The organism is Streptomyces sp. NPDC058664 (genome assembly GCF_042716635.1).
GTDB lineage: Bacteria > Actinomycetota > Actinomycetes > Streptomycetales > Streptomycetaceae > Streptomyces.
Genome location: NZ_JBHXRW010000001.1, coordinates 36,052 through 59,827, shown reverse-complemented (window position 1 = coordinate 59,827; position 23,776 = coordinate 36,052). Strand labels below are relative to the sequence as shown.

General features: G+C 72.5%; 23 protein-coding genes and 1 tRNA gene. 10 read left to right on the top strand and 14 right to left on the bottom strand.

Features of this window, described 5'->3' with window-relative positions; all coding sequences use genetic code 11:
• Positions 1 to 3 precede the first annotated feature (3 nt).
• Positions 4 to 315 (bottom strand): hypothetical protein, encoded by a 312-nt coding sequence (locus tag ACFWUY_RS00250; protein ID WP_384100283.1) that lies wholly within the window; start codon positions 313 to 315, stop codon positions 4 to 6.
• 122 nt (positions 316 to 437) lie between these two features.
• Complete coding sequence (locus tag ACFWUY_RS00245; RefSeq protein ID WP_384100281.1) at positions 438 to 2,885, bottom strand: immune inhibitor A domain-containing protein; 2,448 nt, start codon at positions 2,883 to 2,885, stop codon at positions 438 to 440.
• A gap of 329 nt (positions 2,886 to 3,214) precedes the next feature.
• Between ACFWUY_RS00245 and ACFWUY_RS00240 the strand changes: the two genes are divergently transcribed.
• Complete coding sequence (locus ACFWUY_RS00240) at positions 3,215 to 3,511, top strand: hypothetical protein (protein ID WP_384100279.1); 297 nt, start codon at positions 3,215 to 3,217, stop codon at positions 3,509 to 3,511.
• A gap of 60 nt (positions 3,512 to 3,571) precedes the next feature.
• Here the strand turns inward: ACFWUY_RS00240 and ACFWUY_RS00235 are convergent, their stop codons facing one another.
• Both ACFWUY_RS00235 and ACFWUY_RS00230 read right to left on the bottom strand, forming a co-directional pair.
• A complete protein-coding gene (locus tag ACFWUY_RS00235; protein WP_384100277.1) occupies positions 3,572 to 4,312 on the bottom strand; it encodes an RDD family protein in 741 nt (246 codons plus the stop codon).
• A 103-nt stretch (positions 4,313 to 4,415) separates the two neighbouring features.
• On the bottom strand, positions 4,416 to 5,891 hold the full coding sequence (locus ACFWUY_RS00230) for an RDD family protein (RefSeq protein WP_384100275.1): 1,476 nt from the start codon (positions 5,889 to 5,891) through the stop codon (positions 4,416 to 4,418).
• Between the two features lie 364 nt (positions 5,892 to 6,255).
• On the opposite strand from ACFWUY_RS00230, the gene ACFWUY_RS00225 reads away from it, so the two are divergent.
• Positions 6,256 to 6,747: an SsgA family sporulation/cell division regulator gene (locus tag ACFWUY_RS00225; protein WP_384100273.1), complete on the top strand. Its 492-nt coding sequence runs from the start codon at positions 6,256 to 6,258 to the stop codon at positions 6,745 to 6,747.
• A 29-nt stretch (positions 6,748 to 6,776) separates the two neighbouring features.
• On the opposite strand, the gene ACFWUY_RS00220 is transcribed toward ACFWUY_RS00225, so the two are convergent.
• Positions 6,777 to 8,144, bottom strand: a complete 1,368-nt coding sequence (locus tag ACFWUY_RS00220) for an FAD-binding oxidoreductase (protein WP_384100271.1) — start codon at positions 8,142 to 8,144, stop codon at positions 6,777 to 6,779.
• A 98-nt stretch (positions 8,145 to 8,242) separates the two neighbouring features.
• Here ACFWUY_RS00220 and ACFWUY_RS00215 point away from each other — a divergent pair, with 98 nt between their 5' ends.
• Entirely contained in the window at positions 8,243 to 9,775 is a 1,533-nt protein-coding gene (locus ACFWUY_RS00215) for a tetratricopeptide repeat protein (protein ID WP_384100269.1), read from the top strand.
• Between the two features lie 309 nt (positions 9,776 to 10,084).
• On the opposite strand, the gene hppD is transcribed toward ACFWUY_RS00215, so the two are convergent.
• Positions 10,085 to 11,230 (bottom strand): 4-hydroxyphenylpyruvate dioxygenase, encoded by a 1,146-nt coding sequence (hppD, locus tag ACFWUY_RS00210; protein ID WP_384100267.1) that lies wholly within the window; start codon positions 11,228 to 11,230, stop codon positions 10,085 to 10,087.
• Between the two features lie 121 nt (positions 11,231 to 11,351).
• On the opposite strand from hppD, the gene ACFWUY_RS00205 reads away from it, so the two are divergent.
• From ACFWUY_RS00205 to ACFWUY_RS00190, 4 genes are all read left to right on the top strand, one after another.
• On the top strand, positions 11,352 to 11,825 hold the full coding sequence (locus tag ACFWUY_RS00205) for an Lrp/AsnC family transcriptional regulator (protein WP_384100265.1): 474 nt from the start codon (positions 11,352 to 11,354) through the stop codon (positions 11,823 to 11,825).
• A gap of 88 nt (positions 11,826 to 11,913) precedes the next feature.
• Positions 11,914 to 12,495, top strand: coding sequence for an ArsR/SmtB family transcription factor (locus tag ACFWUY_RS00200; protein ID WP_384100263.1), 582 nt, complete (start codon positions 11,914 to 11,916; stop codon positions 12,493 to 12,495).
• Between the two features lie 39 nt (positions 12,496 to 12,534).
• Entirely contained in the window at positions 12,535 to 12,726 is a 192-nt protein-coding gene (locus ACFWUY_RS00195; protein ID WP_384100261.1) for a hypothetical protein, read from the top strand.
• Between the two features lie 28 nt (positions 12,727 to 12,754).
• Entirely contained in the window at positions 12,755 to 14,053 is a 1,299-nt protein-coding gene (locus tag ACFWUY_RS00190; protein WP_384100812.1) for an MFS transporter, read from the top strand.
• On the opposite strand, the gene ACFWUY_RS00185 is transcribed toward ACFWUY_RS00190, so the two are convergent.
• Both ACFWUY_RS00185 and ACFWUY_RS00180 read right to left on the bottom strand, forming a co-directional pair.
• Positions 13,986 to 14,780, bottom strand: a complete 795-nt coding sequence (locus tag ACFWUY_RS00185; protein WP_384100259.1) for a S16 family serine protease — start codon at positions 14,778 to 14,780, stop codon at positions 13,986 to 13,988. The two genes, ACFWUY_RS00190 and ACFWUY_RS00185, sit on opposite strands and share 68 nt — an antisense overlap.
• 9 nt (positions 14,781 to 14,789) lie before the next feature.
• Entirely contained in the window at positions 14,790 to 15,956 is a 1,167-nt protein-coding gene (locus ACFWUY_RS00180; RefSeq protein WP_384100258.1) for an alpha/beta fold hydrolase, read from the bottom strand.
• Positions 15,957 to 16,041: 85 nt separating this feature from the next.
• On the opposite strand from ACFWUY_RS00180, the gene ACFWUY_RS00175 reads away from it, so the two are divergent.
• The gene (locus tag ACFWUY_RS00175) at positions 16,042 to 17,016 is read left to right on the top strand and encodes an ArsR/SmtB family transcription factor (RefSeq protein ID WP_384100256.1); all 975 of its coding nucleotides are present in this window, start codon (positions 16,042 to 16,044) and stop codon (positions 17,014 to 17,016) included.
• 300 nt (positions 17,017 to 17,316) lie between these two features.
• On the opposite strand, the gene ACFWUY_RS00170 is transcribed toward ACFWUY_RS00175, so the two are convergent.
• The 5 genes from ACFWUY_RS00170 to ACFWUY_RS00150 form a co-directional block, all read right to left on the bottom strand.
• Positions 17,317 to 17,958 (bottom strand): IclR family transcriptional regulator, encoded by a 642-nt coding sequence (locus ACFWUY_RS00170; protein WP_041129456.1) that lies wholly within the window; start codon positions 17,956 to 17,958, stop codon positions 17,317 to 17,319.
• Positions 17,959 to 18,385: 427 nt separating this feature from the next.
• Positions 18,386 to 20,176, bottom strand: a complete 1,791-nt coding sequence (locus ACFWUY_RS00165) for a DEAD/DEAH box helicase (protein WP_384100253.1) — start codon at positions 20,174 to 20,176, stop codon at positions 18,386 to 18,388.
• 120 nt (positions 20,177 to 20,296) lie between these two features.
• A complete protein-coding gene (locus ACFWUY_RS00160) occupies positions 20,297 to 20,680 on the bottom strand; it encodes a type II toxin-antitoxin system death-on-curing family toxin (RefSeq protein WP_384100251.1) in 384 nt (127 codons plus the stop codon).
• Entirely contained in the window at positions 20,681 to 20,878 is a 198-nt protein-coding gene (locus ACFWUY_RS00155) for an Arc family DNA-binding protein (protein ID WP_361862868.1), read from the bottom strand. It abuts the gene before it with no gap.
• Between the two features lie 51 nt (positions 20,879 to 20,929).
• On the bottom strand, positions 20,930 to 22,405 hold the full coding sequence (locus tag ACFWUY_RS00150; protein WP_384100249.1) for an MFS transporter: 1,476 nt from the start codon (positions 22,403 to 22,405) through the stop codon (positions 20,930 to 20,932).
• A gap of 201 nt (positions 22,406 to 22,606) precedes the next feature.
• On the opposite strand from ACFWUY_RS00150, the gene ACFWUY_RS00145 reads away from it, so the two are divergent.
• Positions 22,607 to 22,678: transfer RNA gene (locus tag ACFWUY_RS00145), tRNA-Cys, on the top strand.
• 60 nt (positions 22,679 to 22,738) lie between these two features.
• Complete coding sequence (locus ACFWUY_RS00140) at positions 22,739 to 23,122, top strand: hypothetical protein (RefSeq protein ID WP_384100247.1); 384 nt, start codon at positions 22,739 to 22,741, stop codon at positions 23,120 to 23,122.
• Between the two features lie 9 nt (positions 23,123 to 23,131).
• On the opposite strand, the gene ACFWUY_RS00135 is transcribed toward ACFWUY_RS00140, so the two are convergent.
• Positions 23,132 to 23,770 (bottom strand): hypothetical protein, encoded by a 639-nt coding sequence (locus ACFWUY_RS00135; protein WP_384100245.1) that lies wholly within the window; start codon positions 23,768 to 23,770, stop codon positions 23,132 to 23,134.
• Between the last annotated feature and the right edge of the window lie 6 nt (positions 23,771 to 23,776).

Here is a 23,776-nt window from a genome sequence, read left to right as displayed (position 1 = left end):
GGGTCAGGCGGCCGGTTCCCTGGGGAGGGACCGTACGGGGTGCCAGAGCTCCTGGGCGGTGCCCGGGGTGGATCTCCACAGCAGGCCGTCGGGGTGGTGCAGGACGGCCGTGACCTCGTCCGGGGTGGGGGGCTCGCTGTTGCCGCGGAGGTAGACCGCCCGCAGCCCCAGGTTCCGCAGCCGGGTGAGGGCGCGGGCCCGGTTGGCCGCGTGGACCAGGAAGCGGACGGTGACGCCGTCGCGGGCCGGGCTCGGCAGCCCTATGGCGACGACCACGCTGCCTCCCGGCAACTTGCAGAACCCTCCGTTGGGCATGCGGAACCACTCCCCCGTGGATCGAACGTCAATAAGAAAATCGTCAGACGCACCTAAACACGATCGGCCGCCGCCCGCTAGAGGGCGACGGCCGATCATGCTTTGACCTGCGGTTTTACCGATTACTTGACAGACGGGCCCACGCGGACCGTGATCGTCTGGCCGTTGAGCGGCTCCTTGACGACCTCGATCTTGGTGTTGGTGTCAGTTACCTGGACACCGGCGCGCTGGGTCTCGGGGTACCAGTAGGTGCCCTTGCGGTCGTCGAAGACCGGGTTGCCGCGCTGCGAGTGCACCCACGTCGGGACGTCCGCCTTGTGGAGCAGGAGGGAGTCGGTCCGGTAGGTGCCGAAGGTGGAGTCGTACGCCTGGACGCGGTTGCGCATCAGGGTGCCGTCCTTCCACTTCAGCGGGGTGGCGTGGGCGTCGACCGGGAGGATCAGACCCTGGCCCGGGTGGACGGCCGTGTTGTTGTCCTTCTGGGAGAGGTCCCACTTCCAGATGAGCAGACCGTTCTGGTACGGGTAGTGCTCGACCCAGCTGGACTTCTCACCCGCGAAACCGAAGTTGTACGGGCCGACCTTGAGGGTGGCGTCGTACGAGACGTACTGGCGGTTCTCCGCGATGTAGTACTGCTCGTACTCCTTGGTGAAGCCCTTGCCGACCCGCGAGAAGCCCTTGGCGACCCAGCCGTTGTCACCGTTCTCGGCGTTGTCCGAGAAGAGGGCGGCACCGTCGGCGGTCAGGGTGATGGCGTCGGCGGTGAAGCCCTTGCCGCCCGCGCCGCCGTCCGTCTGGTAGCGGAAGCGGAGGTCGAACTTCTTGCCCGCGTAGGCGTCGAGGCCGTAGACGAGCTTCTTGTGGGTGCCGGAGACGTCGGTCAGCGCCGGGGCGCCGCTGGCGTCGCGCGGGAGCGCCTTGCCGTCGGCGGTGCCGTCCAGGGCCGTCCAGTTGGCGCCGCCGTCGGTCGACACCTCGGTGTAGAGGTAGTCGTAGTCGAGCTCGATGTCGTACCAGCCCTGGAGCTCCAGGGAGGCGGACGTCTTGCCCGTCAGGTCGACGGACCGGGTCAGGGTGTTCTTGAGGTCGTCACCCATGTTGCTCCACCACTGCGTGGCGCCTTCGGCGGGCGCGACGACGTCGGTGGTGACGGCCTTCTTCGGCAGCTCGACGAGGAGCGCCTGCGGGTTCTTGGTGTTGTACTCGGCCACGCCCAGCTTGTGCGTGGAGTTCCACGCACGGGCCTCGTTCGCCACCTTGGTGTAGTTGAGCCAGCCGAGCTGCAGCTTGTCCCAGGCGTTCATGTCGCCGGGCAGGTCGCCGATGGCGTCCTTGCCGCGGCCGAGCCAGGAGCCGGAGGACATGAGCGACCAGAAGCCGGTGGAGTTCTCGGCGCCGGGCATGCCGGAGGTGTCGTACAGGTCCGGGAGGCCGAGGTCGTGGCCGTACTCGTGCGCGAAGACGCCGAGGCCGCCGTTCTCGGGCTGCATCGTGTAGTCGCCGACCCAGATGCCGGAGTCGCCGATCTGGGTGCCGCCGGCCTTGTTGTTCGCCGGGCCGGTCTTGCCGGCGTTGGTGCCGTACGCGTACCAGCGGTGGGCCCACAGGGCGTCGCCGCCCTGGGCGCCGCCGCCCGCCGACTCGTCCTCGCCCGCGTGGACGATCTGGAAGTGGTCGATGTAGCCGTCGGGCTCGTTGAAGTTGCCGTCGGCGTCGAAGTCGTACCGGTCCCAGAGGTCGTACTGGGCCATGTCGGCCTTGATCTGGGCGTCGGTGCGGCCCTTGGCCTTCTGGTCGGCGACGAAGGCGGTGACGCCGTCGCGGACCGCGTCCCAGACGTTGGCGCAGTTGCTGTTGCCGCAGTAGTTCGAGCCGTAACGGGCCTCGTTGTACTCGACCTTGACCCAGTCGGAGACGCCGCCCTCGACCGAGTAACGGCCGGACGAGGTCTTCTCGTAGTAGGTCTTCAGCGACTGCTTGGGCTGTCCTTCGGCGTCCTTGCCGGTGCCGAAGTACAGGTCCTGGAAGTGCTTCTGGTCGTAGTCCGCCTGCCAGGCCGTGGAGTTGTCCTTGGTGCGGTCCGGCTCGGCTATCTGGTTGTGCAGCGGGCCGGGCGTGCCGCCGAACTTCGGCTTCAGCTCGTCCGTGTCGTCGTCGGCGCGGTTGACCAGGGTGGTGGTGTCCACCTTGTCGCCGAACTCGACGAGGATCGTGAAGATCTTGTCGGTCTTCTCGCGGCCGAGCTCGACGTACTTCTTGCTGTCGAGCTTGACGACCTGCGAGCCGCCGCGGCGCTCGACCTTGGCCTCGCCGTTCAGCACCTGCTCCAGGGCGGCCTTGCGCTGCTGCTCCTGCTGCTTGCTGAACGGGCCTTCGAGGTCGTGGTCGACCGCCGTCTTGTCGACGCCGTGCCCGTGCCCGTCGCCGGGCGCCGGGTCGTGGCGGACGTCTGCCGACGTCACGTCGTGGTTGTCGGCCCAGGCGGTGGTGAAGGTCGAGGCGGTGGCGGCGGTAGCCGCGAGCGCCACGACGACTGCGGACGTTCTGATCGCCCGTCGTCTGTTGGTCACTTGATGTAGTCCTCCCCGGCGCCCGCGCCTCGGACCGAAGGTGGGGTGTCCGTCCGGCGGGGGTCGCGCGTCACAAGTGACGACATTCGACCGGAGAGAGACAAGAAAAGACAGATCTTGACTTGCACAGACCAACTGCACTATGCGGGAGGCGAATTCCGATAATCGGACGGCGGTACGGCGCACAACCCGGAACAATGGGCGCCTTCGTGCCCCCGTGCGCCCCCCGTGCAACGGCACCGTGGGTAAGGTCACGCTTACTTCGCACCCGTCCCGGGCATCGAGCGTCGTAGAGTCGACCCGATTGTCCGGAGGGGACGGTATCCGTCATGCAGCGTCCGAACGCCGCGCAGCTCGCCTACGGTTCGGCCACCGTCGTCCTCGCGACCGTCGCCCTCCTGCTGCTCTCCCGCACGACGACCACGCTGGGCATCACGGTGATCAGCCTCGCCGGACTGCTGCTCGGACTGCTCGTGGCGGTGACGATGCCGGTGCGGGCGACGTCCGTCAAGGTCGCGGGGAGGGTGCCCGAGCACCTGGGGAACGAGGGGGGCGGGGGCGACGAAGAGATCCGGGTGCCGACCTCGCCCGTGGGCGCGGGGGCCGATACCCGGACCGGTTCGTGACGCTTCGTCCGTGACGTTTTGTCCGTGACTCTTCGTCCGTGATGCTTCGTCCGTCACCGCTCACCGCGGGACGGAGACCACCACCGTCTTCGCCGCCTTGTCGTGCAGACCCTGCTTGTACGGCTTGTCGACCAGGATCAGGATCAGGATCAGCAGCGGCCACAGACAGGCGCAGCAGATCAGCGCGGGCAGCCACAGGACGAGGGCGCGCAGCAGCGACTGGCTCATCGGGGGCGTCGAGCCGTCGTTGAGCATCGCGACCCGCAGCTTCATCAGCTTCTTGCCGATGGTCTGGCCGTTCCTGGCCGTCATCACCGTGTCGTAGGCGACGTACGCGACGATCGTGATGAGCTGGAAGACCAGCTGGCTGCCGCCGTTGAGGCTGTTGACCGTGTCGCCGAAGTCGCTGCCGTCCTCGGTCGCCCGCGTGTAGATGTCGAACGGGATGCCGATGACCGCCAGCGGGATCGCGATGATCACCCAGTCGATGATCCGGGCGAGGATGCGCTTGCCGGACTCGGCGAGCGGCGGCATCCCGGCGAGCGGATCCGCCCCGCCGTACCCGCCGCCGTAGCCGCCGTACGGGGGCGGCGGTACGCCGTTGTCGTACGGGGAACCGCCCGAGGGGCCGTAGGGGCTTCCGCCCGACGGCCCGTACGGACCACCGGGCGGAGGGCCTCCCGGCGGTGGCCCGGACGGGGGCGGCTGGCCGCCGGAGGAGGGCGGCGGGGGCTCCTGGGGCCCCTTGCGGAACGGGTCCTCGTCGGGCGGCGGACCGGGCGGCGGCTGGTCGGTGCTCATGGGGGCAGTGCATCCCGGGCACGGCGGCCCCGCAAGGAATCACCGCCCGTTCGGGGGACCCCCGGTCACCCGCCGCGGCTGACGCCGGCCGGCCGGCGCCGGATCAGCGCGCCACGAAGGTGCGGGCCGCCTTGTCGTGCCAGCACTGCCGCCAGGGGCGGTCGAACAGACACCACAGGACGTTGAACACGCCGATGACCAGGAGCCCGAGGACGCTGTAGACCAGCCAGCGGCGCAGGGACGCCCCGAACCGCGGCGGCTGGTGCGCCTCGATGTCCCGCACCTCGATCCCGCACAGCTTCTTGCCGAGGGTGCGGCCCCACTTGGCGGTGGGCAGCGCCTCGTACAGGACGCCGATGACGAACAGCGCGGCCAGCGCGAGGCCGAACTGGACGGAGGTGGTCCCGTCGAGCAGCCAGACCTGGACGGTGACGCCGGTCTGCCTGGCCGCCTCGATCTTGCCGTCGATGTGGTCGAGGGCGGCGGTCACGAAGGGGAACGAGGCGCCGCCGACGAGCGCGCCCAGGACCACGGTGTCGATCAGCCGGGCGAGCAGCCGCCTGCCGAGCCCGGCCGGACGCGCGGAGGCCTGCGCGCGGGCCGCCTGGACGAACAGGTCGTCGACGGGCGGCTTCCAGGGCACGACGGGCTGCCCCTGCCCCTGTCCCTGCTCCGGGGACTGGGGCTGGGCGGCGGGCTGGGCCTGGGCCACGGGCTGGGGCTGCTGGGCCCAGGAGGGCGTGGCGGGGGCGGAGGCGTGCTGCTGCACGGGAGCAGGCGCGGGCGACTGCTGTACGGGGGCGGGGGCCTGTGCCACGGGCTCGGGAGCCGGCTGGGGCCGCGCCGGGGCGGGCGCGGGGATCGGCGTGACCGGCATCCCGCCGAGCCGCGCCGCTCCCCCGGTCGCCCGGGGGTCGGCCGCCCGCGCGGGGGCGGCGGCCGGCGCCTCGGCGGGCTCGCTCGCACCGGCCACGGGCCACTCCGCGGGGGTACGCGGGTCGGGGGCCTGGGGCGCGCCCCAGGAGACCTTCTGGTCGCGGTCACCGCCGAAGCCGGTCTGGCGGGAACTGTCCGCCTGCCACGCGGAGGCGGGTTCCGGGTCGGCCGGCTCCTCGTCGAAGAAGACGGGCCCGGTCTCCTCCACCGCCGGTACGGGAGCCGGGGCGTGGGCCCGCGCGGACGCCTGGGCGGGCACGGAGGGTCCGGGCCGCACGGAAGCCGGAGCCGACCACGCCTGCTCGGGCGGGGTCTGCCGTACGGGCTCGGGACGGACGGGGTCGGGCCGGTCCTGCCGTACGGGCTCGGCGTGCGCCGGCTCGGCGTGCGCCGGCTCCGGCTGTACGGGTACGGGTGTGGGTGCCGCGACCGGCGCGGGGGCCGGGCCCGAGGCCAGGATCGGGCCGGCCGGGATCGCCGAGGCGGGCGGATGCGGCGGAACCTCGCCTTCCGTGGGCGCGGGCCGGCTCGTACCGGGAACCCAGGCGCCCCCGTTCCAGTACCGGATGTACCCGGGAATGGACGGGTCCGGGTAGTACCCCGCCTGCGGTACCTCTCCGCCGCCTCCAGGAGGAGTAGCCACTGCCCCGACTCCGTTCAGTCACAACGCCTTTGATCCGCGCGGCCGCGTGCCGGGCGTGCCGCGCCCAAGGAGGACAGTAACGAAGAACGTCCCCGAGGGGACAAGGAGCCCACGAGAAAGCCCCGCCTTCGGGCGACACGTAACGGAATCGATCACTCATGGTGATGTTCGGGCCGTCGCCTCCGTGCCCCGGTCCGGAACACCACCCGGAACACGCCCGGAAGGCGACCCGGAACACCGCCCGAACACCGCCCGGAAAAAACTTCTCGAAAAAACTTCCCGGAGTCGCGTAATGAGCCGCGGGTGCCCCGCTCTCTCCTGGTGAAGGCCCGTCCGGGGCCGGTCCGCGAGAGGAAGTACGGCCATGCAGAACACCGACAACACCACGGTCGAACGCGAGCTGGAGCTGAAGCTGGTGCTCTCGCCCGAGCGCGCCGTCCCCGTCCCCGCCCGGCTCGCCTACCGCACCGACGACCCGTACGCCGTCCACATCACCTTCCACATCGGCACGGACCACCCCGTCAACTGGACGTTCGCGCGCGAACTGCTCGTCGAGGGCGTCTTCCGCGCCTGCGGGCACGGCGACGTGCGGATCTGGCCCACCAAGGTCGACGGCCGCGGCGTCATCCTGATGGCGCTCTCCTCCCCCGACGGCGACGCCCTGCTCGAAGCCCCGTCCGCGCAGGTGTCCGCCTGGCTGGAGCGGACCCTGCGCGCGGTGCCGCCGGGCACCGAGTCCGAGCGGCTCGGCATCGACGACGGGCTCACCGAGCTCCTGGCGACCACCGTGGTCTCCGACGAGCTGTGGCTGCGCGACCCGTGGCCGTCGGACGAGTCGCAGGACGGCGAGCTGTGATCCGTCACCTGTCCCTCGTACCGGTGCCGTCAGAAGAGCTTTCCGGGGTTGAGGAGCCCCAGCGGGTCGAACGTCGCCTTGATGCCCCGCTGGAGTTCGAGGCCGACCGGCCCCAGCTCCCGCGCCAGCCACTCCTTCTTGAGGACGCCCACGCCGTGTTCACCGGTGATCGTGCCGCCGAGGGCGAGCCCGAGCGCCATGATCTCGTCGAAGGACTCCCGGGCGCGCCGCGACTCGTCCTCGTCGGTGTGGTCGAAGCAGACGACGGGATGGGTGTTGCCGTCCCCGGCGTGCGCGCAGACGCCGATGGTGAGCCCGTACTTCTCCGCGACGGCCGCCGTCCCGTCGAGCATCTCGGCGAGCCGCGTCCGCGGCACGCACACGTCGTCGATCATCGTCGCGGACTTGATGGTCTCCAGGGCGGTGAGGGAGAGCCGGCGTGCCTGGAGGAGGAGTTCGGACTCGGCGGCGTCCGCGGCCGGGACCACCTCGGTGGCGCCCGCCGCCGCGCACAGCTCCCCGACGGCGGCCAGGTCGGCGGCCGGGTCCGGGGTGTCGAAGGCACACAGGAGCAGCGCCTCCGTCGTGTCGGGCAGACCCATGCGCGCCAGCCTGTTGACCGCCTGGACGGTGGTGCGGTCCATGAGTTCGAGCAGCGACGGGGTGTGGCCCGCCTCCATGATCGCGCAGACGGCCGCGCAGGCGGCGGCCGCGGAGGGGAACTCGGCGGCGAGCGCGAGCTGCGCCGGAGGCTGCGGCCGGAGGGAGAGCACGGCCTTGACGACGATGCCGAGACTTCCCTCGGAGCCGACGAAGAGCCTGGTCAGGTCATAGCCGGCGACGCCCTTGGCGGTGCGGCGGCCGGTGGTCAGGAGCCGGCCGTCGGCGAGGACGACGTCGAGCCCGAGGACGTACTCGGCGGTCACCCCGTACTTCACACAGCACAGGCCGCCGGAGGCCGTGCCGATGTTCCCGCCGATGGTGCACGTCTCCCAGCTGGAGGGATCCGGCGGGTAGTACAGACCCTGTTCGGCGACGGCCCGTGAAAGGACCGCGTTGACGACACCCGGCTCGACGACGGCGATCCGGTCGACCGGGTCGATCTCCAGGACGCGGTCCATCTTGACCAGGGAGAGCACGATGCAGCCCTCGGAGGCGTTGGCGCCGCCGGACAGGCCGGTACGGGCCCCCTGAGGGACGACGGGCACGCGGAGTTCGGTCGCGGTCCGCATGACGTGCTGGACCTGTTCGACGGTGCGCGGCAGCACGACGACGGCGGGGGTGCCGGCCGTGCAGAAGCTCGCCATGTCGTTCGCGTAGGAGGCGGTCACGTCCGGGTCGGTGAGCAGCGCCTCGGCGGGGAGCCCGGCGCGCAGCCGCGTCAGAAGATCGTCCATGCGTCCAGCGTGGCATCCGGGGCCATCGGTGTGAACCCGCCGGGGCGGGCGCTTCGTGTGCTCTTCGTACAGGTGGGCGCGGGCGCACAGTGAGCGCCATGAAGACGCAGAACGTGTCGAGGACGGTCCTGGCGGCCGGAGTGGGCGCGGTGCTCGCGGCGACGGCGCTGCTGTACGTCCCCGAGCTCGTCGGCCAGGACCCGCCGCCCCCGCCGAGTCCGGCGCAGCGGGCGGTGATCGCGGCCCACGCGGGCGCGCAGGCCGCGCTGCCGGAGCTGGCCGCGCTGATCACCGACCGGGAGAAGTGGCTGCGCGCCCACCCGGACGACGACGCGTCCTGGGCGGAGCTGGGCGCGGCGTACACGGAGCGGGGGACGCGCCTCGGCGACGTACGGGACTTCCCGCGTGCCGAGCGGGCCCTGCGACGCTCCCTCGACGAACGGCCCGCCGCACGCGGCAATCTGACGGCGCAACTGGGCCTCGGGGCGCTCGCGGGGGCGCGCGGCGACTGGAGGACGGCGAAGGAGTGGGGTGAGCGGGTACGGAAGGCGGACCCGCGGCGCTGGCCGGTCTACCCGGTCCTGATGGACGCGTACAACGGCCTCGGGGAGTACCCGGCGGCGCGAAAGGCGATGGAGACCCTGGAGGAGCTCCACGCGGGCGCGGTGGTCCGCGCCCGGGCGTCCCAGACCTACCGCGACCGGGGCTGGCGCGAGGACGCCGACGCGGCGGCCCTCGACGCGGCGGCCCTCGCCGAGACGGACACGGACAAGGCGGCGGCCCTCGCGTGCCTCGGCGACCTGGCGTGGGAGCGGGGCGAGCCGGAGGAGGCACTGGCGCGGTACGGGTCGGCGCTGCGGCTCGTACGGGACCACGGGCCCTCACTCGCGGGCCGGGCGCGGGCGCTCGCGGCACTCGGCCGGACCGACGAGGCGCTGCGTGACTGGCGGGCCGCGCTGGCCAGGCTTCCGCTGCCGGAGTACGTCCTGGAGGCCGGCGAGCTGTACGAGTCACTGGGCCTCGCCGGGGACGCGCGGGCCCTGTACGAGCGGTTGCGGACCGGCACGTGGGCGCGGGGCGAGGTGACCCTGGCCCTCCTCGACGCGGACCACGGCGACCCGGCTGCGGCGGTGGCGCGGATGCGGGCGGAGTGGGCGCGCGGGCACCGCTCGGTGCGGGTCGCGGACGCGCTGGGCTGGGCGCTGTACCGGTCGGGGCAGCCTGAGGAGGCCCTGGAGTACGCGAAGCGGGCCACGGACGAGGGTGTGCGGAGTGCGCTGTTCTCGTACCACCTGGGCGAGATCGAACGTGCCCTGGAGCAGACGGGCCCGGCCCGCCGTCACCTGGCGGAGGCGCTGCGGATCAACCCCGGTTTCTCCCCCCTGCTCGCCCCGAGGGCGACGGACGCGCTGACGGCACTGGGCGAGCCGCCGGCCGAGCCGCCGAAGGAACTCCGGCGGGAGTCGCCGGGGGCGGCGGGGGCGGCGGGGACGAAGGCGGTGCCGGAGACGGAGACGGCGGGGGCCGAGCCGGACGAGGCGCGGGAGGCGGCGTCCGCGGAAGAGCCGGGGACGGCGGAGACGGGCCCGTCCACGAGCCCTCCGCAGCCGACACGACCGGCGAAGCCGTAAGGCAGGACCGGGCCCGCTCGGGGGCTCGGGGCTTGGTGGGGCTCGGGGCTCGGCGCCCGGGGCTCAGGGCTCGGCTTCCGGCGCTCCCGCAGGCCGGAGGGTGAGGCGTCCCGGGCAGGCCCCGTGTCCCGCCGGGACGCCTCTGGGGTGTCGGAAAGGACTCCGCCGGGTCGGGCGCGGTCCTCCCGGCACTCCCGGGGCCGGTTCGGGCGCTCCGTCGGCCGGGCGTCCGGGCCGGCCCGGTCGGTGGCGCGCGGCGAGGGGGCCCGGGTCGTGACCCGGACCCCCTCGCCGCGCGGTCGTGCGGACCTACAGGTTGCCGCGCTTCTCCTGCTCGCGCTCGATCGCCTCGAACAGGGCCTTGAAGTTGCCCTTGCCGAAGCCCATGGAGCCGTGGCGCTCGATCATCTCGAAGAAGACCGTCGGGCGGTCCTGGACCGGCTTGGTGAAGATCTGCAGCAGGTAGCCGTCCTCGTCGCGGTCCACGAGGATCTTCAGCTCGCGCAGGGTCTCGACGGGCACCCGGGTCTCGCCGGCCCACTCGCCGAGGGTGTCGTAGTACGAGTCGGGGGTGTCGAGGAAGGAGACGCCCGCGGCCCGCATCGCGCGCACGGTGGCGACGATGTCGTTGGTGGCGAGGGCGATGTGCTGGACGCCCGCGCCGCCGTAGAACTCCAGGTACTCGTCGATCTGCGACTTCTTCTTCGCGATCGCCGGCTCGTTGATCGGGAACTTCACCTTGAGGGTGCCGTCGGCGACGACCTTCGACATCAGCGCCGAGTACTCGGTCGCGATGTCGTCGCCCACGAACTCCTTCATGTTCGTGAAGCCCATGACCTTGTTGTAGAAGCCGACCCAGTCGTTCATCTTCCCGAGCTCGACGTTGCCGACGCAGTGGTCGATGGCCTGGAAGGTGCGCTTGGCCGGCGGCTCGACGATCGGGTTCGCGGCGACGAAGCCCGGGAGGTACGGGCCGTCGTAGCCGGAGCGCTCGACGAGGGTGTGCCGGGTCTTGCCGTACGTGGCGATCGCGGCGAGGACGACGGTGCCGTTCTCGTCCTTCACCTCGTGCGGCTCGGTGAGGCCGGTGGCGCCGTGCTCGACGGCGTACGCGTACGCGGCACGCGCGTCCGGCACCTCGATCGCCAGGTCGACGACGCCGTCACCGTGCTCGGCGACGTGGTCGGCGAGGAAGCGGCCGCGATCGGTGGAGACCTTGATGACGGAGGTGAACACGAACCGGGCGGCGCCGTTCGTCAGGACGTAGCTGGCGGTCTCGCGGCTGCCGTTCTCCGGTCCGGAGTAGGCGACGAGCTTCATGCCGAAGGCCGTGGAGTAGTAGTGCGCGGCCTGCTTGGCGTTGCCGACGGCGAAGACGACCGCGTCCATTCCCTTGACCGGGAAGGGATCGGCCTTGCGCGCGGTGGAGGGGGTGTGATCGATGGTCTCAGTCATGGGAGCAGCGTCGCGCCGTCCGGCAAGGTGCGCAATAGTTCGCTGAGAGGCTGGTCAATGTGTACAGCGATCCGGCAGCATCGGCGGGCGACTTGTACATGGTGACCATCGGGAGGCCCTCGTGGCGATCGATCATTTGGACGGCCGGCTGATCGTGCTGCTGGCACGGGAGCCGCGCATCGGGGTCCTGGAGGCCTCGCGCCGGCTCGGGGTGGCGCGCGGGACCGTGCAGGCGCGACTCGACCGGCTCCAGGCGAGCGGGGTGATCCGGGGTTTCGGTCCGCAGGTGGATCCGGCGGCGCTGGGCTATCCGGTGACGGCGTTCGCGACCCTGGAGATCAAGCAGGGGCAGGGCGCGGACGTGCGGGAGCACCTGGCGACGGTGCCGGAGGTGCTTGAACTGCACACGACGACGGGTCACGGCGACATGCTGTGCCGGCTGGTCGCCCGCTCGAACGCGGACCTCCAGCGGGTGATCGACAAGGTGGTGGCCTTCGAGGGGATCGTGCGGGCGTCGACGGCGATCGTGATGGAGAACCCGGTGCCGCTGCGGATCATCCCGCTGGTGGAGCAGGCGGCGGAGGACGTCGACTGAGGCGTCGGCCGGATTCCCGGCCGAGTTCCAAAGAAGTAGTTGCAAAGAAATCCTTGCAACTACTTCTTTGCAAGCCTACGCTGAGGACATGTCCGAACAAGAGGAGCGCGTCAGCCGCACGCTCGACCCGCGCTCGCTGCGCGGGCTCGCCCACCCGCTCCGCATCCAGCTGCTCCGCGCCCTGCGTCGCCACGGACCCGCCACCGCCTCCCAACTGGCCGAAAGGCTCGGTGAGTCCAGCGGCGCCACCAGCTACCACCTCCGCCAGCTCGCGGCCCACGGGTTCGTCGAGGACGATCCGACGCGCGGCAAGGGCCGGGAGCGGTGGTGGAAGGCGGCCCAGCAGGGCACGTCCGTCGACGAGTCGCTGTACCGGAACGCGGACCCCGAGGTCAGGGGGGCCATGGAGGTCTACCTGCACGAGATCGCGACCATCCACACCCAGGAGCTGAACACCTGGCTCGGCACGCGCCACGACTGGGAGGCGGTCTGGGCCGGATCCGCCGACATGAGCGACTTCACGCTGCGCCTGCCGCCCGCGCGGTTGCGCGAGCTCAACGCCAAGATCCACGAACTGATCGGCGAGTACAGCGAGACCGCCGACCCGGACGCGCCCGGCGCCGCCCGCGTACGGATGCACCTGCACGCGTTCCCCCAGCACGACGACTGAGCACACGCCCCTCGTCCGTCCACGGAAGGAAGCCGCACCATGCACTCCGACATCCATCACCGGCTGCACGCCCTGACCGCCGCCGAACTCCACCGCGCCGCCGGCCACTTCGCCGACGTCCCCGCCGTCACCACCCCGCCGCTCCGCGTCCAGCTGGGCTGGCGGCTGGTCGAACTGGGCCTGCGCCTGGCCACCCCCGCGGACCGCCGCCCGGTCACCCTGGCCGCATGACCGCTCCGGGGGGGGGGACAAACGGCCTCTGATCACCGTCCTGGCCGCCAACGCCGTATCGATCACCGGCAATTCGCTCACCCTCATCGGCGTCCCGTGGTTCGTGCTCGACATCACCGGAAGCCCCGGCAAGGCCGGGCTCGTCGCCTTCTGCGCCGCCCTGCCCGTCCTCCTCTCCGCGATCGCCGGCGGCCCGGTCATCGACCGGCTCGGCCGCCGCCGGGTCAGCATCGCCTCCGACCTGGTCTGCGGGCTCGCGCTCGCCGCGATCCCGTTGCTGCACCGGGCCGGGGTCCTGCAGTTCTGGACGCTGTGCGCCCTGATGGCGCTGGGCGGCCTCTGCCACGCGCCCGGGGAGATGGCCCGGCACGTCCTCGTCCCCGACCTCGCCCGGCGCGCGGGGACCCCGCTCCCCCGGGCGGCCGGACTGTACGACGCCGTGGCGCGCGGGGCCCGGATGGCGGGTGCGGCGACGGCGGGTCTGCTCGTCGCGTTCATCGGCGCCGAAACGGTCCTGCTCCTCGACGCGGCCACCTTCGGCGTCTCCGCGCTGCTCGTCGCCGCGGGCCTGCGCGGAGTGCCGTCGGCGGAGCCGGTACGGGACGGCCCCCGCCTCTCCCCGGCCCGTTACCGGGCCGATCTGCGCGAGGGGTACGCCTTCCTGTTCCGCGCCCGGCTGCTGCTCGGCATCACGGTCATGGTGATGGTGACCAACGGCCTGAACCAGAGCTGGAGCGCGGTCCTGCTGCCGCTCCACGCCCGGGAGGAACTCGGCGGCCCGGCCGCGCAGGGGCTGCTCGTCTCGGTCTTCGGCGGCTGCGCGCTCGTCGGGGCGCTGCTGTACGGGGCGTTCGGCGAACGCTTCCCGCGCCGGGCCGTGTTCACGGCGGGCTTCCTCCTCGGCGGCGCCCCGCTGTACGTGACGGCCGCGCTCACCGACACCACGGCACCGCTGCTCGTGACGGCGGTGGCGGCCGGGTTCGGCGTCGGCGTCCTCAACCCGATCCTCACCACCGTCATGTACGAGCGGGTGCCGGACGGTCTGCGCAGCCGGGTCATGGGCGCGAGCACCGCCGGGGTGCTGCTCACGACCCCGCTCGGAGGCCTGTCGGCCGGTCTCCTGGTCGAGCGGGTCGGCCTGACGGCGACGCTCCTCGGAATCGGCGCGCTCTACTTCCTCGCCACGCTCTCGCCGCTGGTCTTCCCCGCCTGGCGGGGCATGGACGGCCCGCCCGTGGACCACACCGCCGACGGAGCCGTCAGCAGGTCGGAACCTTCGACTCCTGGCCCTGTCCCAGGGCCCGGAGCGACGCCACCGCGTCGCTGAGCGCGGTGACGGGGACGAGCCGCAGCCCCTTCGGCAGCTCGGCCTCGGCCTCGGAGCACTCGGCCTCCGGTACGAGGAAGACGGTGGCCCCGTCCCGGGCCGCGGCCTGCGTCTTCAGGGACACCCCGCCGACCGCGCCGACGGCGCCGTCCACCTCGATCGTGCCCGTACCGGCGACGATCCGGCCGCCCGTGAGGTCCCCGCCGGCACCGTCGCCGGCCAGCTTGTCGACGATGCCGAGGGAGAAGAGCAGGCCGGCGCTCGGCCCGCCGATGTCGGCGAGGTGCAGGGTCACCTTCACCTCGGTGGGGTCCTTCTTCAGATAGCCGAGGGCCGCGAGCGTGGCGGTGTCCTGCGACTTCTTCATCTGGCCGAGGTTGTGCTTCTCGATCTCGGCGTCGGACTTGCCCGAGGGGTAGACGGAGTCGTGCGGGAGGACGGCCCGGTCGGTACGGAACCAGGCGTCGGCCACGTCCGCGAGGTCCACGTCCGTGGACGGCCCGGTCGCGACGATCGTCGTCATCCGCAGCTGCCCCTCGGTGGGGCGCACGGGGGCGCCGGTGATGGTGATGACCTCCCGCCCCTTGTCCTTGCCGAGCACGTCGGCGGTGGAGCCGGGCTGGGCGATCGCGTACGGCAGCGGCGCGAGCCCGGCGACGGCGAAGAGCGCGGCGACGGGCAGGGCGCAGAGGGCGAGCGCGCGGGGACGGGAGAGACCGGAGAGCACGCCCCCAATCTACTGGGACGTGAGCGGCCGCCGGCCCGGGGGCGCGTACGCCGGTACGGGCAGGTGGCGGGCGAAGAAGGACCGCAGGAGCCTCCGTACGGCGGGTACGGACGTCCCGGGAGCGATCGTGCCCACCATGTCGGCCCGGCCCCCGGCGGTCATCAGGCCGGCCTTCTGGAGCTGCGGGACCAGGGCCGCGTAGTCGGTGAAGACCCAGTGGCCGCTGGCGTCGAGCTGCCGCCGGACGACGGGACCGCCGTGCGCGAGCAGCGCCGACCAGGACCGGTCGAGCCGGTCGTCACGGAAACCGTCGGTGCCGGCGAGGAGCACGGGCCGGTCCACGCCGTCGCGGGCCACGGGCAGGAGTTCGCCGTCCGTCCCGTCCAGGTACCCCTCCAGGACGGCGGCCGCGGCGACCCGCCGGTCCTCGTGGAGGGCCTGGGCGACGGCGGTGCCGCCCGCGGAGTGCCCGTACAGGCCGACCCGCCCGAGACCGAGGGCGTCCAGGACGAAACGGAGGTCGGCGACGCGGGTGTCGACCATGGTGCGGAAGGTCGCCGCGTCGGGGTCGGGGCGCAGCGCGGTCTCCCGGACCCGGTCGCGTCCCGGCCGGGCGTCGGGGAACTCCACCTCGCTCGCGTCGCCCGGATGATCGACGGTGACGACGGTCCAGCCGTACGAGGCGAGGTCGATCGCCAGGGAGCTGCCCATGGCGCGGGAGTCCCCGCCCCCGGGGCTGTAGAGCAGCACGGGACGCCGGCCGGGCAGCGGCTTCGCTCCGGCACGGGCGTGCGTGAGGGTGGCCGCCCAGTCGACCCCCGTGCGCGGCAGGTGCGGGCGGATCAGCGGGCCGATGACGGAGAACAGCCCGGCGGCTCCGGGGGTGAGCTGCGGCATGCGCGGGAAGCCCCCGCCGGGGACGGCGGGCGTGAGGACGGTGACCATCAGCTCCCGTACGCCGATCGCGGGCACCCAGGGGTCGTTGCGGGTGGGGTCGACGAGGTGACGGGCCACGGCGCCGACGGGGTACGGGCCGGTGGGCGCGGGCAGCCGGAGAGCCGGGGGTCCCGGAGGGGCGGCGGTGGCGGGACCGGCGGTGGCACCGAGGAGCAGGGCGGCGGCGCCGGTGAGGGCGCCCTTGGTGACGGCACGGCGGCCGGGAGTGCGGGATGTCATGCACGGCATCCTGGAGGCGGGCGGGAGGCGCCGGCGACGCTTGGGGCCCTGCCCGAAAGGCTGGCGCCGGTCGGGAGGTTGTGCGGTGACACGGGTCCTTTTCACGGAGGGCGACTACACGCGGGTGCGGTTCGCGGCCCGTCCCTCGCCCGTGCCCGAACTCCACGCGGCCCTGCTGATGCTCGGCGCCCCCCACGAGGAACTGCTCTTCGGACGCTGGCGGGGCAGGCTCCTGCGGGCCCTGCCGGGCGCGGCGGAACCCCTCGCGGACCTGGTGCCGGGCGGGACCGCCCCCGCCTTCCTCGACGTGCTCGGCGAGACCCGGGAGGACGGCTTCGCACGGATCCGGTCGGCCTCGCCCGCGCTCGTACGGTCCGAGGTCGCGCGGGTGTACGCGGGGCGGCGGCGGGTTCCGGCCTGGGTGCGGGGCCTGCGCGAGGAGGACGGCGAGGCCTGGCGGACCCTGGAACGGGCCCAGCGGGCCGCGTACGAGACGGTCCTCGCGCCGGTGTGGCCGGTGGTCCAGGACCTGCACCGGGCGGAGTTCACCCGGCACGCGCTCGCCGTCGCCCGGGACGGCCTGGGCGCGGCCCTGACCGCCGTGGCGCCGGGCTCACGGCTGCGGGACGGCGTCTGGGAGTGGCCGGGGGGCGGCGGGCCCGGCGGGCGGGAGGTCCGGCTCGGTGGACGGGGGCTCGTCCTGCTGCCGACGTTCCACTGGCGTGGCGGCCCGCTCGTCCAGGACCTGCCGGACCGCCCGGTGGTGCTCGCGTACCCGGCGGGCCGGGGCCTGCCGCCGGCCCCGGACGGCGGAGGCGGTCCCGAGGCCCTCGCGGGGGTCCTCGGCCGCACCAGGACGGAGCTGCTGCGGACGCTGGCGGTGCCCCGTACGACCACGGAGCTGGCGCGGCGCACGGGCGTCAGCAACGCCACGGCGTCCGCCCACGCGTCGGCCCTGCGGGCGGCGGGCCTGATCACGACGACCCGCACGGGCCGCACGGTCCACCACGAACGCACCCCCCTGGGCACGCTCCTGACCTCGGACCCGCGCCCTCGGTGACCCGCGCGGCCGGCACCCCGGGGTCGCCGGGCAACGGCCCCACCACCGGCCCGGGTTGTGGGCAGGCGTTCCGCAGGGCGGAACGGGCGGGCACAGCCCACGACGGCGCCGCACCCGTGGTGTACGTTCAGGCCCGGAAGCCTGGGCCCGGCAAGGGGCACCGTCCGTTGTGCCCCCCCCTCCCCCAGACTTCGCCCGGGGGTGCCCCCACCGCCCTGCGGGACGATTGCCCACAACGGGGGCGGCCAGGCCCAGGGGTGAGGCCCCGGGCCAGGGGCCAAGCTACCGGTGCCGCGCGCTCTAACGCAGCGCGTCCGCGACCTCTCTCGCCGCGTCCACCACCCTCGGCCCCACCCGTTCCGGCACCGCGTCCGCGAGCATCACCACGCCGACGCTGCCCTCGACCCCGGTCACGCCGACGAGCGGCGCGGCGGCGCCGCTCGCGCCGGCCTCCAGTTCGCCGTGGGTCAGGGTGAAGCCCGGTTCGGTCAGTCCGCCCTGGCGGGCGGCGAGGATCGCGCGCCCGGCCGCGCCCCGGTCGAGGGGGTGGCGGAAACCGGCTCGGTAGGCGACGTGGTAGTCGGTCCAGGTCGGTTCGACGACCGCGACCGCGAGCGCCTCCGCCCCGTCGACCAGCGTCAGGTGGGCCGTGGCCCCTATGTCCTCGGCGAGCGAGCGCAGCGCGGGCAGCGCGGCCTCGCGCACCAGGGGGTGGACCTGGCGGCCGAGCCGGAGCACGCCGAGTCCGACGCGGGCGCGGCCGCCGAGGTCGCGGCGGACGAGGGCGTGCTGCTCGAGTGTGGCGAGCAGCCGGTAGACCACGGTCCGGTTGACGCCGAGTTTGTTGGACAACTCGGTGACCGTCAGGCCGTGGTCGGTGTCGGCGAGCAGTTTGAGGACTCTGAGTCCCCGGTCGAGCGTCTGGGAGGTCTCCGCGGTCACGACGCCCTCTCCTTCGGAGTGAGTGGTGGGCGGGACTCTCACGGGGTTCGCGTCGCCGGTCCCGTCGGCGACGCACGTCAGAGGCCGCCGGCAGGAAGGGGTACACCGGCTGCGCTCCGCGGCGGCGCTGCCACGGGGCGAATGCTTTTGAGCCGGGACAGTAGCGACCCGCTCCGCTCAGCGGAAGACCTCGTCCAGAATCCGGGCGTCGGCGACCGGATAGAGACGGTTCGGGACCTTCGTCGGTCACGCGCGGGACTTTGGCGGACAAGATCGGCTTTGTCGTGCCCGTAGCGTGGAAGCCGCCGGGAGGCCGACCGTGGGGGCCGGTCTCCGTGGCCGGTCCCGCCGACGGCTTCGCCGTCGCGGGACGACCGAGGCCCGTACGAACGCCGTCGTACGGGCCTCGGTCATCTGCCGTGCCGGGTCACCGCATCCGGGTGGCCCACTCCTGCACCTTCTTGATCCGTTCCCGGATCTGGCCGGCGGTGGCCTCCGCGCTCGGCGGCCCGCCGCACACCCGGCGCAGCTCGGTGTGGATCACGCCGTGGGGCTTGCCGGTCTGGTGGACGTAGGCGCCGACCATCGTGTTGAGCTGCTTGCGCAGTTCGAGCAGTTCCTTGTGGGAAACGACGGGACGCCGTTCCGCCGGAAGCTCCAACAGGTCCGCCTCGTCGTCCGGCTTCTTGCGGCTGTGCGCGATCTGCCGGGCCTGCCGCTTCTGCAGGAGGAGCTGGACCTGGTCGGGTTCGAGGAGGCCGGGGATGCCGAGGTAGTCCTGCTCCTCGGCGCTGCCGGGGTGGGCCTGCATGCCGAACTCGGCGCTGTTGTACAGCACGCGGTCGAAGACGGCGTCGGACTCCAGGGCCTCGAACGGCAGCATGTCCTGCTCGCCGGTGTCCTCGTCCTGCTCCCCCTCCGCCTCCGCCATCTCCTTCTCGGACTCGGCGTACGGGTCCTCCTCGCCCTCCTTCTTGGGCTTGTCGAGGACGTGGTCGCGCTCGACCTCCATCTCGTTGGCGAAGCCGAGGAGGCTGGGGATCGTGGGAAGGAACACGGAGGCGGTCTCGCCGCGCCTGCGGGAACGTACGAAACGGCCGACGGCCTGCGCGAAGAACAGCGGCGTCGAGATCGTCGTCGCGTACACGCCGACGGAGAGGCGGGGGACGTCGACGCCCTCGGACACCATGCGGACGGCGACCATCCAGCGGTCGGTGCTCTCACTGAACTCGTCGATGCGGTTGGAGGCGCCGGTGTCGTCGGAGAGGACGACGGTGGGCCGGGTGCCGGTGATCTCGCGGATCAGCTTGGCGTACGAGCGGGCCGAGTCCTGGTCGGAGGCGATGACGAGGCCGCCGGCGTCCGGGATGGACTTGCGGACCTCGGTGAGGCGCTGGTCGGCGGCGCGCAGGACGTTCGGCATCCAGTCGCCCTTGGCGTCGAGCGCGGTGCGCCAGGCCTGCGAGACGGCGTCCTTGGTCATCGGCTCGCCGAGGCGGGCGGCGATCTCGTCGCCGGCCTTGGTGCGCCAGCGCATGTTGCCGCTGTAGGAGAGGAAGATGACCGGCCGGACGACGCCGTCGCCGAGGGCGTTGCCGTAGCCGTAGGTGTAGTCGGCCGACGACCGCCGGATGCCGTCGTTCCCCTCCTCGTACGTGACGAAGGGGATCGGGTTGGTGTCCGACCGGAAGGGCGTACCGGTCAGCGCGAGGCGCCGGGTGGCGGGCTCGAAGGCTTCGAGGCAGGCCTCGCCCCAGGACTTGGAGTCTCCGGCGTGGTGGATCTCGTCGAGGATGACGAGGGTCTTGCGCTGTTCGCAGCGGTTGCGGTGGAGCATGGGCCGGACTCCGACGCCGGCGTAGGTGATGGCGACCCCGTCGTACTCCTTGCTGAGCGGCCCGGCGCTGTACTCCGGGTCCAGCTTGATGCCTATCCGCGCGGCGGCGGCGGCCCACTGCTTCTTGAGGTGCTCGGTGGGCGCGACGACGGTGATCTGCTGCACGACGTGGTGGTGCAGCAGCCACGAGGCGAGGGTCAGCGCGAAGGTGGTCTTGCCGGCGCCGGGGGTGGCGACGGCGAGGAAGTCACGGGGCTGCTCCTGGATGTACTTCTCCATGGCGCCCTGCTGCCAGGCGCGCAGCTTGCCGGCGGTACCCCACGGGGCCCGTCCGGGGAAGGCGGGAGAGAGGTGATGGGAGGAGGTGGTGGTAGTAGTCACGATCTCCGGGTTCGACGCTCGTCCAGATATGACAACCGGGCCACCTTACCGGCGGCCCGGCCCGATCCTCGTACGAAACGGGGCGGGGGCGGCCCGGTTGGGATCCAGCTCACGTCGGGGTCACATGGCTTCGTGCAGGCCCCGCAGACGTCGCGCGATCAGGGTGACGTCCTCCAGGCTGCCGGAAGCCACCTCGATGACCAGCTTGTACGCCTCTTCCTGGTCGATGTCGGCCATGTCCCGCCCGTTGAGGTCGAGGAAGACGACCGTACACATCCACGCCATGCGCTTGTTGCCGTCCACCAGGGGATGGTTCACAGCGAGCGACTGGAGCAGCGAGGCGGCCTTCTCGAAGAGGTCGGTGTACGCCTCGATCCCGTACATCTGCGACTGGGGGCGGTGCACCGCCGACTTGAGCAGACCAAGATCGCGTACGGCAATCTGCTGCCCGGCGCAGGCGAGCTCCGCCAGCTCGAGGACCTCCTCGGCTGTCAGGTACTTCATCTACTCCCCCAGCCGCTTCAGCAGGTCCGCGTGACGCAACGCGTACTTGGCGCCGAGCTTGCGCACAGCCTCCCGGTCGACCTCCTGTTCCAGGTAGCGATCGATCGCCTGAAGCACTATGGCGTGCATGCTGCGCCCCTCCTCCTCGGCGCGGAGCTTGAGGGCCTCTTGCTGGTCGTCACGGAGACGCAGGTTCATTGCCATACCCGCATGGTACCGATAATGGGGTCATTTCGGTACCACCTGGAATCATGCTCGCTCCGCCGCCGGCTCCAGCCGCGTGGCGACCCACGCCCCCACCGCCGCCACCGCCGCCATCGGCAGGAAGACCGCCGCGAAGGCCGCCGGGTGGGAGCCCGTGGACGTGTGGGAGGTGACCGCGTGGCCGACCGCGCCGCCGCCGAGGGCCGCGAAGGCCGCGCCGCCCGCGGCGAGGAGGAGGACGTTGGAGAGGCCGTCCGAGATCTGCAGGGCGGCCGAGTTCGCGCCGACCTCCTCGGGCGCGGAGAGCTTCATGAGCAGCACGCTCGTCGAGGAGATCACGGCCCCCATGCCGAGGCAGCCGACGCCCCAGGCCGCCGCGAGCACCCACACCGGCACCGCCGTGATCAGCACGCTCGGTGCCACCGCGATGGCCAGCGCCACGAGGACCATGCCGAGGACGACGAGCCGTTCCCGGTACGGCTCCGTCCAGGGCCGGGCCTGGATGTACGAGCCGAGCGCCCAGGTGAGGCCGCCCAGGGCCAGGGAGAGGCCGGCCAGGGTGGGGCTCAGGCCCCGCTGGGTGACCAGCATCAGCGGTACGAAGGACTCGGCCGCGATGAAGGCGCCGGCGGCGATGCCCCGCAGCAGGACGACGGACGGCAGGCCGCGGGCCGCCCGCCAGGTGCCGTGCGGCAGCAGACCGCGGACGGTGGGTACGAGCAGCGCGACGCCCACGGCGGCCGGGAGCAGGGAGAGCCAGCGCAGTTCCTGGCCGCCGTACTGGAGGAGCGCGGCGCCGGCCGAGAGGCCGAGCGCCAGCCGGATGCGGCGCCGGTCCCAGGGGGTGACGGGCGCGGTGGGGTCGGCGGGCCCCGAGGCGGTGCGGCGTATCGCGGGGAGGGCGAGGGCCAGCGGGAGGACGACGAGGGCGGGGATGCCGAGGAAGACCCAGCGCCAGCCGAGGTGCTCGGTGACCGTTCCGGAGGCGAGGGGTCCGACGACCGAGGGGACGACCCAGCTCGCGGCGAACGCGGCCATGATCGCGGGCCTGAGGTGTTCCGCGTAGGCCCGGCCGACGATCACGTACAGCGCGACGATGACGAGGCCGCCGCCGAGGCCCTGGACGGCCCGGCCGAGGATGAACAGCCACATGGCGCCCGCGGTCCCGGAGAGGAGCAGCCCGGCGGCGAAGGCGCTGATGCCGGCGGTGAGGGGCGCGAGGGGGCCCCGCCGGTCGGACCACTGTCCGGCGAGGACCATGCCGAAGAGGCTGGTGGTGAAGTACGCGGAGAAGGCGAAGGCGTAGAGGGAGACGCCGTTCAGCTCGCGGGCGGCGACGGGCATGGCGGTGCCGACGGCGGTCGCCTCGAAGGCGATGAGCAGGACGACGGAGACGATGCCGATGCTGAGCGCCCGGTGGGCCGGATCGAGGACGGACCCCTTGGTGTCGTCGTCTGCGGCACGGGGTCCGGGGCTGTCGGCGACGACGGCGTCGGCGTCGCGGGGTTCGAGGGCGCTCATTCCCCCAGGGTAAGAGGTGTAGCGCCGGATGACCCCTGTCAGGAGTCCGGTCCGCACTCAGCCCTTGGACGTACGACGAACGCACGCGGACGGACGACTGTGAACGGGGTGTGGCAGCGGTATGGCAGTCGCATGGCACGGCCCCCGGAACCCTTGAGCCCCCTCCCGGCCCCGCCTACGGTCGTACTCGTCACACCACACGACCGTGTGCCCGAGTGGTTGAGGGGCCGGCCTGCAAAGCCGGTTACGTCGGTTCGAATCCGATCACGGTCTCCGATCGATCCCCTTCGGGGATCTTCACAGTCGCCCACCGCGTGTGCGACAGTCCGCCGCATGAGCGATCAAGGCAGACGCAAGCTGGGCGTCCTCGTCGGCGTGGGCGCCGCCGGCGCCCTGCTGCCCGGCATCACCCTGGGCACGGAGACGGTCGACGCCGCCCTCTCCGTCCTCATGGCCACCCTGGTGATGGTGGTCCTCACCCAACTGATCCACATCGGCCCGACCGGCCGCGTCCCGCTCCCCCTCCTGGCCGCCTTCGGCCTCGCCGGCTTCGTCCAGGACGCCCTCATCTGGTGGCTGCTGTCCTGGCTGGGCCCGAAGATGTCGGAACTGCGGGTCGAGGGCGTCGCGACGATCCTCCTCGCGGCGCTGATCACCCGCGCGACGGTGCTGCTCCTGTCCCAGCTGACGCCGGCGGCCGCGACGGCGGAGGGCTGAGCCAGGAGGTCAGCGGGGCAGCAGCTGCTCCGGCACGGTGACCTTCTCGGCGCACCCGAGCAGCTCTCGGGTGCTCTCCGCAAGCGCCTTCAGCAGCTGATCCGTGGACACGGACCGGTCCGTGCGGTCCGTGTCGGCCACGGAGACCTGGAGCGGCAGCTCCTCGCCCTGTCCGGCCCGGGTGCCGGGGACCGTGCACGGCATGATGAGGGGGTGGCCGTCGAGCCCCTCCCGGCGGTCGAGGTAGACCCCCTTCGCCACCTCGCGGAAGTCGCGCGAGTGTTTTCCGTCGGTCACGAAGGTCACGTCGTACGTCGACCAGCCGACCGTGGCGTTGACCCAGGCTTCCTTCCCGTCGGCCCGGCCCTCGATCTGGCAGGGACGGAAGGTCGTTCGCGAGAGCTTGTCCGTATCGGGATCCCAGCCCTGTGCCTCCGCGAGCATCCGCTCCTTCATCTCGGTGAGCGAGCGGTCGTGCGGCTGGAAACCTTCCCCGAGGTCGGCCCGGAGCGCCTCGACGTTCCGCTCCCCGAACACCTGCTCGCAGTTCTTCAGGGCTCCCGGGGGCACGGCGGCCGCGCTTCCCTGCCGCTCTCCGTCCCCGTCGCCGTTACCGGAGCAACCGGTCAGGACCAGGGCTGCCGTCAAGGCGCC